The 10,771-nt window shown below is 37.3% G+C and carries 10 protein-coding genes, 2 rRNA genes and 1 other annotated feature; of the genes, 7 read left to right on the top strand and 5 right to left on the bottom strand.

The window, feature by feature from the left end:
• From AC0KSB_RS11590 to AC0KSB_RS11560, 7 genes are all read left to right on the top strand, one after another.
• A 23S ribosomal RNA gene (locus AC0KSB_RS11590) occupies nt 1-320 on the top strand; the annotation flags it as partial.
• Nucleotides 321-462: 142 nt separating this feature from the next.
• A 5S ribosomal RNA gene (gene rrf, locus AC0KSB_RS11585) occupies nt 463-579 on the top strand.
• A 139-nt stretch (nt 580-718) separates the two neighbouring features.
• Nucleotides 719-1,426 carry a response regulator gene (locus AC0KSB_RS11580; protein ID WP_472309432.1) on the top strand — a complete coding sequence of 236 codons (708 nt, stop codon included), beginning with the start codon at nt 719-721 and terminating at the stop codon, nt 1,424-1,426.
• 15 nt (nt 1,427-1,441) lie between these two features.
• Nucleotides 1,442-2,911, top strand: a complete 1,470-nt coding sequence (locus AC0KSB_RS11575; RefSeq protein WP_472309430.1) for a sensor histidine kinase — start codon at nt 1,442-1,444, stop codon at nt 2,909-2,911.
• A 127-nt stretch (nt 2,912-3,038) separates the two neighbouring features.
• Entirely contained in the window at nt 3,039-4,304 is a 1,266-nt protein-coding gene (locus tag AC0KSB_RS11570; RefSeq protein WP_472309434.1) for a UDP-N-acetylglucosamine 1-carboxyvinyltransferase, read from the top strand.
• Complete coding sequence (locus tag AC0KSB_RS11565) at nt 4,304-5,095, top strand: MBL fold metallo-hydrolase (protein WP_472309428.1); 792 nt, start codon at nt 4,304-4,306, stop codon at nt 5,093-5,095. The genes AC0KSB_RS11570 and AC0KSB_RS11565 overlap by 1 nt, the downstream gene beginning before the upstream one ends.
• Nucleotides 5,096-5,108: 13 nt before the next feature.
• On the top strand, nt 5,109-5,576 hold the full coding sequence (locus tag AC0KSB_RS11560; RefSeq protein WP_472309426.1) for a 23S rRNA (pseudouridine(1915)-N(3))-methyltransferase RlmH: 468 nt from the start codon (nt 5,109-5,111) through the stop codon (nt 5,574-5,576).
• A 43-nt stretch (nt 5,577-5,619) separates the two neighbouring features.
• Here the strand turns inward: AC0KSB_RS11560 and AC0KSB_RS11555 are convergent, their stop codons facing one another.
• The 5 genes from AC0KSB_RS11555 to trpD are packed head-to-tail and all read right to left on the bottom strand — an operon-like array spanning nt 5,620 to nt 10,308.
• Nucleotides 5,620-6,192: an anthranilate synthase component II gene (locus tag AC0KSB_RS11555; protein WP_472309424.1), complete on the bottom strand. Its 573-nt coding sequence runs from the start codon at nt 6,190-6,192 to the stop codon at nt 5,620-5,622.
• Nucleotides 6,189-7,742: an anthranilate synthase component I gene (trpE, locus tag AC0KSB_RS11550; protein WP_472309422.1), complete on the bottom strand. Its 1,554-nt coding sequence runs from the start codon at nt 7,740-7,742 to the stop codon at nt 6,189-6,191. Before trpE ends, AC0KSB_RS11555 begins: the two co-directional genes overlap by 4 nt.
• Complete coding sequence (locus AC0KSB_RS11545) at nt 7,735-8,460, bottom strand: phosphoribosylanthranilate isomerase (RefSeq protein WP_472309420.1); 726 nt, start codon at nt 8,458-8,460, stop codon at nt 7,735-7,737. The genes trpE and AC0KSB_RS11545 overlap by 8 nt, the downstream gene beginning before the upstream one ends.
• Nucleotides 8,457-9,281 (bottom strand): indole-3-glycerol phosphate synthase TrpC, encoded by an 825-nt coding sequence (gene trpC / locus AC0KSB_RS11540; RefSeq protein ID WP_472309418.1) that lies wholly within the window; start codon nt 9,279-9,281, stop codon nt 8,457-8,459. Before trpC ends, AC0KSB_RS11545 begins: the two co-directional genes overlap by 4 nt.
• 7 nt (nt 9,282-9,288) lie before the next feature.
• The gene (gene trpD, locus AC0KSB_RS11535) at nt 9,289-10,308 is read right to left on the bottom strand and encodes an anthranilate phosphoribosyltransferase (protein WP_472309416.1); all 1,020 of its coding nucleotides are present in this window, start codon (nt 10,306-10,308) and stop codon (nt 9,289-9,291) included.
• Between the two features lie 76 nt (nt 10,309-10,384).
• Nucleotides 10,385-10,633: a binding site (T-box leader), on the bottom strand.
• Nucleotides 10,634-10,771: the final 138 nt, after the last annotated feature.

The raw sequence follows: 10,771 nt of genomic DNA, 5'->3' as shown, positions 1-10,771 counted from the left end.
GAGCTGGGTTCAGAACGTCGTGAGACAGTTCGGTCCCTATCTATCGCGGGCGTAGGAAATTTGAGAGGAGCTGTCCCTAGTACGAGAGGACCGGGATGGACAAACCTATGGTGTACCAGTTGTCACGCCAGTGGCATAGCTGGGTAGCTAAGTTTGGAAGGGATAAACGCTGAAAGCATCTAAGTGTGAAGCCCACCTCAAGATGAGATTTCCCACAGTAATGGTAAGACCCCAGGTAGACTACCTGGTTGATAGGCCGGAAGTGTAAGTGCAGTAATGTATGTAGCGGACCGGTACTAACAGGTCGAGGACTTGACCACAAGTTTTTAGGTTCAATTTAGTTTGTTCCTGATACCAGATTTTGTTCCGATTTATATTTTTGCTCGGATTCTTTGTTTTTATCTTTTTCTTATTCTCTTTCCCTTGTGCAGTCTTGAGGGTGTATTTATTCCCTCTACCACTTCCGGTGGATATTACCAAGAGGTCACACCTGTTCCCATCCCGAACACAGAAGTTAAGCTCTTGTGTGCCGACAATACTTGGCTGGAGACGGCCCGGGAAGATAGGTCTCTGCCGGATTCATCAGGATCATAGGGTAACTCCCTGTGGTCCTGTTTTTTTGTTTTTTTGATAAATTAATCCATACAAGACGAAAACGTTTCAACGTGATATAATGTCTCTGTTGTGTCAGCTACCATAAAGAAAAGAGGGAATAGAGATGTCTGCAAAAATACTTATAGTTGATGATGAGCATAATATTGTAGATATACTTAAAGCTAATTTAGAGCGAGAAGGATATCAGACCTTAACTGCCTATGATGGTGCACAGGCTCTTGATATGGGTTTGACACAAAATCCTGATCTTATACTTCTTGATTGTATGTTACCTAAACTAGATGGTTTTGATGTGTGTCGCAAGCTTAGGCACCAGACAAATGTTCCAATACTTATGTTGACAGCCAAAAGTGAGGAAATCGATAAAGTATTAGGATTGGAACTTGGTGCTGATGATTATATAACAAAACCTTTTAGTGTCCGGGAAGTTCTTGCAAGAGTGAAAGCTCAGCTAAGAAGAATGAGTCTTTCTGATATAGAGATGAACGATCAGCCGGGAGTTTTACAATTTGGAGAACTTACAATTGATCTGGAAGCTTATCAGGTTAGAAGAGGAGACAAAGACATAGATTTAACACTAAGAGAATTTGAGCTGGTTCGATTCTTGGCTCAAAATGCCGGGCAGGTTTTTTCCAGAGAAGCTTTGCTGGAAAAAGTTTGGGGCTATGAGTATTTTGGTGATGTTAGAACTGTTGATGTTACAGTGAGAAGAACCAGAGAAAAACTAGAGCCTGATCAGGATCAATACAAATATATTTTGACTAAACGAGGAGTCGGCTATTACTTTGATAAGCATTCAGCCGAATACTGATAATTGATGATATTAATGAAAATGTTTTTTTATAGTAATGCGTATATTATTATATTGAATCAGATTTTTGTATGGCTGCGTGAAAATATTGCAGCCGCTTTAATAGCAACTGTAATTTTTACTGCTTTATTATGTTATGTGATCTGTAATTTTTTGCATAAAAAGATCCGATCTAAAAAAGAAGCTGAAATGACAGCTGTTATTACTCAATTTGTTGAAGAAAGAAACAAATCGGAAATTATTCTTTCTGATTTAGATATAGGTGTCCTGGGGTATAGTAGTGACGGTATTCTTATAAATTCAAATCCTGCTGCTCGTAAAATGCTTGATCCAGAAGAGATACCGGTAAATTTATTCGATTTTATCAGCATATATGGTGCCGATAATGGTATTCAGGCCGCTATTCTCCTAGGAAATGATAATGTTACCGGTAATGTTACTATCAAGGACAGAATTTTGCGAATAAGGCTTAAAGAAAGTAGATTTGATGAAGGTCGAAAAGCTGGTACAATCATTGTAATTCAAGATATTTCAGATCAGGAAAGAGAAGAAAGACAACGAAAAGAATTTGTTGCAAATGTTTCGCATGAGCTTAAAACTCCTCTTACAACGATTAAAACTTATTCAGAGTCTTTGCTTGACTGGGGATTATCGGAAAAAAATTCTGATAGTATTAGAAAAGATATCTGGAGAATACATGATGATGCTCTAAGAATGGGCCGTCTTGTCGAGGATCTTCTTTTGCTTTCAAGCATTGACAGCAGAGGAATAAGAGTACGAATGGAGCAGATGGATTTACCTCCTCTTATTCGTCAAACTGTAGACCGCATGTTGATGCAGGCACAAGAAAAAGGTATTCGCCTAAATTGCATGAAGGTATCGCAGATTCCAAGAGTATTTATTGATCGTACTGCAATTGAACGGGTCATTACAAATTTGCTTTCAAACGCTATAAAATATACTGACAGAAGTGGCGAGATAAAAGTATTTATCGGTCGTCTTGTTGATGATGTATACATAAAAGTTGTAGATACAGGTTTTGGTATTGAACAAGAGCATTTGCCACATATATTCAATAGATTTTACAGGGTAGATATGACCGGATCAAGAATGTACGGTGGAACCGGTCTGGGACTTTCAATTGCTAAAGAACTAATTGATTTACATCATGGAACTTTGCAAGTTGAAAGCGTGTTAGGTAAAGGGACAGAATTTACTGTAATGATACCAACTGCTAAAAGAGTTTTTACCGATACTGTGTCTGCTTTTCAATCAGGACATCCTCTGCAGGATCCTCTTTATATTAAATCAGCTGATGAAATTGCTAGTTTAGCAATAGATCTGGGAATGATTGAAAAGACATTATCAGAACTTGATAATGAAGACATGAATATTTTACTTGATAGAATAATAGAATTAGAAGAAAGTGAAGTAATGCAGTCGGCAGTAAACTGGGAAAAAGCTGTTGAAGGCATAACAGGGTAGTCATATGAAAGCAAATACAGCTACAAAAATTATTAATGTTAATGAAACAGCAGTTCAAGATTGCATGCAGATAATAAGACCACAAACTGCTGCAATCAGTGGATTAATCGAAGAGAGGAGAACACCTGTGGCAAGTTATATCGTTAGAGGTGGCAATCGATTAACTGGAGAGGTTACAGTTAGCGGATCCAAGAATGCTGCTTTGGGAATACTATCTGCTGCTATGCTTCTTGATGGAGCTTGTAAAATTGAAAATGTTCCGGATGTTGCGGACATAAACATTATGCTGGAGATATGCAAAAGTCTGGGTGCACAAATAAAAAGAGATAGTGAAGGCTCTTTGTATATAGATCCTACCTCCATTAATACCCATGAAGCAGTAGAGGATAAGGTTCGTAGTATTAGAGGATCTTATTATCTTTTAGGAGCTTTACTTGCCAGATTTGGCAAAGCAAGTCTTTATATGCCAGGAGGCTGTAATTTTGGAACAAGGCCTATAGATCAGCATATGAAGGGTTTTGAAGCGTTAGGAGCCGGTGCTTCTTTAGAGCACGGCATAATACATGTTGAAGCTCAAAAACTTCATGGTGAACATATATTTTTGGATGTGGTAAGTGTTGGTGCAACTATTAATATTATGATTGCTGCTGTTAAAGCAGAGGGTGTTACTGTTATAGAAAATGCTGCCAGGGAACCACATATAGTTGATGTTGCCAATTTTCTTAATACGATGGGAGCCAATATAAGGGGTGCCGGAACAGATGTTATTCGTATTACAGGTGTGCCGGTAATGCCCGCAGGAAGCTCATATTCAATTATTCCTGATCAGATTGAAGCAGGAACTTATATGATGATGGCTGCATTAACACATGGAGATATAACTGTCAGAAATCTTATACCAAAGCATATGGAGCCGCTTTCTGCTAAGCTTGAAGAAATGGGTGCACATATTGAATTAGGTGATGATAGTATAAGAGTATGGCTTGAAGAATCTGAGCCGTTAAAAGCGGCTAATTTCAAAACAATGCCTTATCCAGGTTTCCCTACTGATCTTCAGCCTCAGGCAACGGTTTTATTATGTGTTGCAAACGGCTCTAGCAAAATGATGGAAAATGTATGGGATAACAGATTTCAATATGTAGATGAATTGAAGATGATGGGCGCTGATATAATGACTTCAGGAAAACTGGCCGTTATTCAGGGCGGAATGCCTTTGACAGGAGCTAAGGTAACTGCCAAGGATTTAAGAGCAGGTGCGGCGATGGTTATGGCAGGACTTGCAGCCGAAGGCGTGACGGAAGTTTTTGAGATTAACAAAATTGAAAGAGGATACGAAAATTTTGTTAGAAAACTTCGGGAGCTAGGTGCAGACATAAGTCGTCTGGAAAGCTGATGAATACGATGGTATGTGCCCTTAGAAGCGGCAGCAGCGGTAATTGTATTTATTTGGAAAGTGGAAAAACATCCTTGCTGGTTGATGCAGGTGTTAATGGTAAGACAATTGCTTTGGCCTTGCAGGATATTGAGCGTACACCAGATAAACTTTCAGGGATATTGATCACTCATGAGCATCGTGACCATATAGCAGGGGCAGGCGTCATGGCCAGGAGATACAAAATTCCTCTGTTTGTAAATCAGAAAACTTATGATGCGATGAAATCATTAATTGGCAAAGTTGACTTGTCTCTGATCAATATAATCGAATCTGATAAAAATTATTCTCTAGGAGATATTGAATTTAGAAGTTTTGCTATTTCGCATGATGCAAAAAATCCTGTTGGCTACAGAATTAACACTTCAAAAGGAGATGTTTCTGTTTGTACGGATACAGGAGTTTTTAGCGATTATTTAATTGATGCTGTTAAAGGTTGCAATGCAATTTTTATTGAAGCCAATTATGACGAGGATATGTTGGCTGTTGGCCCTTATCCATATTTTTTGAAGAAGAGAATTAGCGGCGATAAAGGTCATTTGTCAAACAGTGATTGCGCCGATGCTATTTCTAAACTTAGGCAAACAGGAACTGAAAAATTTATATTATCTCATCTTAGTCGTGATAATAATCTGCCGGAGCTGGCAGAGTTAACTGTAAATAGTGTTCTGAAAAAACAAAATTCTTATTGTGATGCTGAAGTATGTGTTGCAGCTCGCTATAATACGAGTAAGCCTGTGATAGTAGGATAAGTCAGGTAATATAATGGCAGAAATTAAAATTATTTGTCCAGGGAAAATAAAAGAGAAATGGTTATTGCAAGGCATTGAGGAATATATATTGCGCTTATCACGATATTGTGAAGTAAATGTATGTCAGGTTAGTGATGTTCCAGACAGCTGGCCGCAGGAAAAAGCGCTCAAGCTGGAAGCGGCAAATATTCTTGCAAAAGTAAACGCAAATGATTTTTGCGTTTCTTTAGATTTAAAAGGCAAACAGTACGACTCTTTGTCATATGCAGAAAAATTTGATGAATGGATGGTAGCAGGTGGCAGCAGGATCGTTTTTATTATTGGTGGTTCCAATGGTTTATCATCAGAAATACTACAAAGATCCCAACAACGTCTTTGTCTTTCCAATATGACTTATACCCATCAGATGACACGCCTTTTGTTATTGGAGCAATGCTACCGAGCTTATCGCATTTTAAGGAATGAGCCTTATCATAAATAAAAAACTTGCAAGCAATAAAAGAAAAATAGCAAGCTGTCCAGGTTCATTTTTTTTGCAAAAAATTATTTAGCATTATTTGCCCGTGCTCAGTTAAAATTGATTCGGGATGGAATTGTAGACCGTATATGGGATATTCTTTATGCTCAAGACCCATTATCAGTTCATCATCATTACTTTTTGCCGTTATTGAAAGACATTCAGGAATGGTTTTTTCGTCAACTGTAAGGGAATGATATCTGCCAACTTTTATCTGATTATCAATTGAGTCAAACAATTTGCTTTCTTTTGTCTTGTTAATTATCGATTGTTTGCCGTGAACAGGAGTATCCGCTTCAATGATTTTTGCCCCGAAAGCTTCTGCTATCGCTTGATGTCCAAGACATATTCCAAGCATCGGTATTTTCCTATGATAAAACTGTATAATTGAAGGCATTAACCCTGCATTGGCTGGGTAGCCTGGTCCTGGCGAAAAAACAATATGATCAGGTTTGAGGTACTCTAGAGACTCAAATGTGATTTCGTCATTTCGCATAACAATTATATCGGGATGATTTTCTCCGATCATCTGATAAATGTTATAGGTGAAAGAATCATAATTATCAATAAGTAAAATCATTTGAAAACACCTGCCTGTCTGATTGAAGTCATTAATGCCATAGCTTTATTTACAGATTCGTTATATTCTGATTCAGGATCTGAGTCTGCCACTATTCCTGCGCCCGCCTGAATATGAATCTTGTTATCCTTTATTAAGGCAGTTCTGATGGTTATACATGTATCCATTTGGCCATCGAAGCCAAGATAACCAACAGCGCCTCCATATGCACCTCTTTTTTTAGTTTCTAATTCATCTATAATTTCCATTGCTCTAATTTTTGGAGCTCCCGATAGTGTTCCAGCCGGCAAAAGAGAACATAAAACATCTATCGCAGATTTATCCGATGCAATTGTTCCTTCTACCAGGCTGACCAGATGCATCACATGAGAAAATTTTTCTATATGAGCATACTCCTTCACTTTTACACTACCGAATTTGCTGATTTTTCCCACATCGTTTCTAGCCAGATCAACAAGCATTGCATGTTCGGCTAATTCTTTAGTATCAGCAAGTAAATCTGAAGCCATTTTTTCGTCTTCAATATGATCTTTGCCGCGTTTTCTTGTACCTGCGATAGGGCATGTTTCAATTTTATCTCCGCTTAATTTTACAAGCATTTCAGGCGAAGCACCTACAAGTATAGTTTCTGGTTGTTGTAAATAAAACAGATAGGGTGAAGGGTTTACACTTCTGAGTGCTCTATACACGGATAAGGGATTATTGTAAAATGGCGAACTGAATCTTTGTGAAAGAACAACCTGGAAAATATCACCCTGCTTAATATATTTTTTCGCTGCTAAAACCTGATTAATGTAATCTGTTTTTGAAATATTGGAGGTGAAAGAGAAATCATCTTGACCAAACTGTTTTTCTGTTTCAGAATTTGCCGTATAAGGATTATCTATAGTAATACTGTTTAACTCTTCGATAATATCAATCAATTTTTGAGAAGCTGAAAAATATATATTTTTCAGACTATTTTCTTGCAAAAGAACGGCGTCTTTATTCTCCAAATAAATATTAAAGATTAAAGTCATTTCATGCTTTAGATGATCATATACGATGACTTGCTCAGGTGCAATTAAATCACAATCCGGTAAATTTAATTCATCAGGATTATTATCAGGTAGCTTTTCCAGATAGCGGATAAAATCGTATGAGAAATAACCTGTTAGACCGCATCTAAAGCCCGAACTGCTAAGTTCAGGAGGTATTTTGTTTTCATTCAAAATACGTCTTATACTGTCAACAGGATTATCATCTGCTAATTCTTGTATTTCTCCGTTCTTCGATATGACACGGATTTGACTATTTTGGCAAATAACTCTAAATATAGGATTGCGTCCCATAATAGAATATCTAGACCAGCGTTCTCCGCCTTCAACGCTTTCAAGCAAAAATCTGTGACTCGCTGCTTGGAATCTCTGAAAGAGACTTATTGGGGTAACGATATCGGCAGGAAGTTTAATACTTAAAGGAATTATTTTATAGTTTTTGCTAAAATTAATAAATTCATCTAAAGAAGGTGCTAGATCAGGTATATTCCTGGCTGTCTTTAAATTATCCATCGTTATCAGTCTCCTTTGCTTTTTGACAAAAATCGTATATCTTTTGTCTGTCTTTGATACCATTTGTTTCAACTCCACTGCTGCAATCAACAATAGCCGGATTTAAAATTCTAATTGCTTGGGATACATTTCCTTGATTTAAACCTCCTGCTAAAACAATTCTCTTGTTTTCACAAAATATTTTTGCCTTTTCCCAACGAAAAGCTAATCCTGTTCCGCCTTTTTGACCATTGCTAATGCTATCAATAACCCAGGCATCAGGTAATTTGTTTTGTGAGAAAGCCAGGGAGTGCTCAAATTGTTCGGTTTCCTTTTCTTCAAGAGAGGTTTGAAATGACTGATTTAGAGTTTCTTTATCATAGACCGTATATGATTTCTGCTTCCATATCTCTATTTCCAGATGCTTTTTTTTCAAGAGTCTCCGCAAATCACAAATAAAATCAAGAGTTTCATCTCCATGAAGCTGTATAACGTTTATTCTCATTTGTTCGCAGATGTTAAGTATAAAATCTATATTATTATTGGCAAAAACTGCGACCGCTTTTATTGATGCAGGGAGTAGTTTTATTAAGTCTCCAGCCTGATCAGATGTTAATTGTCTTTTGCTTTTGGCAAAAACAAAACCCGAATAGTCAACTTTAGCCTGACAAACTGATTCAATGTCATATGCTCTTGTTAAACCACATATTTTTACTTCAACAGCTTTTCCTGCTCTCATCTTGGTATCTCTCCGTATAAAAGATCAATTTGTTTACCAACCGAATCTGCCGAACCTGCAGATCGCATTAATGTTTCACCAATAAGAACTGCATGCGCTCCTGCCCGATAGACTTTTGCCATATCTTTGGCTGTTTTTATACCACTTTCTGAAACAATAATTCTACCTGCAGGAATAATTCCTGCCAGTTTGTCGGTAGTAGCCAGGTCGACGTGGAAGGTATTTAAATCTCTGTTGTTAATCCCGATTATTTTTGCTTCTAAATCAAGTGCTGTCATAAGCTCTTCCAGATTATGCACCTCTACCAAGACAGCCATACCAAGCTCATTAGCTGTTTGCATTAACTGTTTTAATTCCTTTGAGCTTAAAACTGCGCAGATCAGAAGTATTGCTGATGCCCCAAGCACTTTAGCCTCTAAAATCTGATATGGATCAATAATAAAATCTTTTCTTAGAATAGGTAGGGAAGTATTTTTAGCAACTTCTCTTAGATAATTATCACTGCCTAGAAAATAATCCTCTTCAGTTAAAACGGAAATTGCCTGAATATTAGCATTTTCATATGCTTTTGCCTGCTCTACAGGATTGAAATCTGCTTGAATAATGCCTTTTGAAGGAGAGGCTTTTTTTATTTCACCGATGATTGCAAGACTGCCTTTTACCTGTAATGATTCGGCAAAATTATTGGCAGAACTTTCTATTCCGGCTGCTAGCTTTATTAACTCGTTTGAGGAAACACGTTCTTTGCTTTGGGCTATTCTTTCTACTTTTCTTGCTATTATCTGATCAAGTATTGTTCCTGTTGTTCTTATCTGATTCATATTTATCCTATCCTCTTTCCTGATGTCTAATTTTTTGAATTTGCTCAATTTTCTCAATTACCAGACCATTATCTATTGCATACTCGGCTTTTTTGTATCCATCATTTAAGGTAGCTGCAACTTGACCAACATAAAGAGTAGCAGCTGCGTTCATTAGTACAACATCACGTGGAGATCCTTTTTTGCCTTTGAATACCTCCATCAGGATATTAACATTATCTTTAGGTGAGTCACCTTTGATACTAGAAATATCGGATCTTTGCAAACCGAAAAACTCAGGAGAAATAGTATATTTTTCTATTTGATTATCTTTGATTTCATATATCAATGTTTCTCCACTGATAGTTATTTCATCACTGCTATCGCATCCATGAACAACAAGTGCATGTTTTGTACCCAATTGCTTTAATGCTTGTGCAACATAAGGCATTATCTTTTGGCTATAAACTCCCAATACCTGGCCTTTGGCTCCTGCTGGATTAGTTAAAGGACCAAGCACATTAAAAATAGTACGTATTCCAAGTTGCTTTCTTACCGGTGAAGCATATCTCATAGCTGGGTGAAAAACAGGTGCGTACATAAAGCCAAAACCAATTTCTTCTATACTCTTTTCAACTTCTTTGGGTGTTAAAGTCAGATCAAAACCTAATGCCTCATAAAAATCAGCACTACCAGATTTGCTTGAAACTGAACGATTGCCATGCTTAGCAACAGTTGCTCCTGCCGCTGATGCTACTAAGGCGGCGGCAGAAGAAATGTTAATTGTACCTGTAGAATCTCCACCGGTACCTACAGGATCTACACAAAAAGATACCTCAGGATTAATTTTTTCAGCAACAGTAAATAAGGAGCGCACACCTCCTGTAATTTCATCAGAGGTTTCTCCCTTGACACGCAATCCTGTTATGAAAGCAGCAATTTCAATTTCGCTTGCCTGGCCTTTCATTATATGACTAATTACCGTAAATGTTTCTTGCTCTGTTAAATCATTTCCTTGGCATATTTTTTCTATTGCTGACTTAATCATATAGATTTCTCCTTTCAATAAAAAAACTCTGGTCTTGTAAGACCAGAGTTTTAAAAAAAACAAAACTCCTGTCCTCCAAAGGGACAAGAGTATAAATCTCCTGCGGTACCACCCTGATTGACTCCGACAAGGAGCCCTCTTTATCATGTACTATCATACATGTCCGCAGGATAACGGGCCGGATTCCCGTCGGCTCCTACTCGTTTACACTTTCAGGCCGCCCTCGTGAAGCCATTCAATACAGTCAATCATGTTGCATTCCCACCAACGGCAACTCTCTGGAAAGACTAAACTTGTACCTACTCATTTCACTCAACAGTTTTTGTAAATACTTTCTGTGCTAAGAATAAACGTGTGAATATAGATTTGTCAAGTTATTTTTTCAAAAATACATTGGTAAATTATTAGTTTTTTTTTATTAAAATAAAAAAATTATTTATTATTTTCTTGTTATTAGCTTGGT

Source organism: Ercella succinigenes (genome assembly GCF_900002895.1).
Note: the sequence above shows the minus strand (reverse complement) of the source record. Positions and strands in the feature narration are given on the sequence as shown.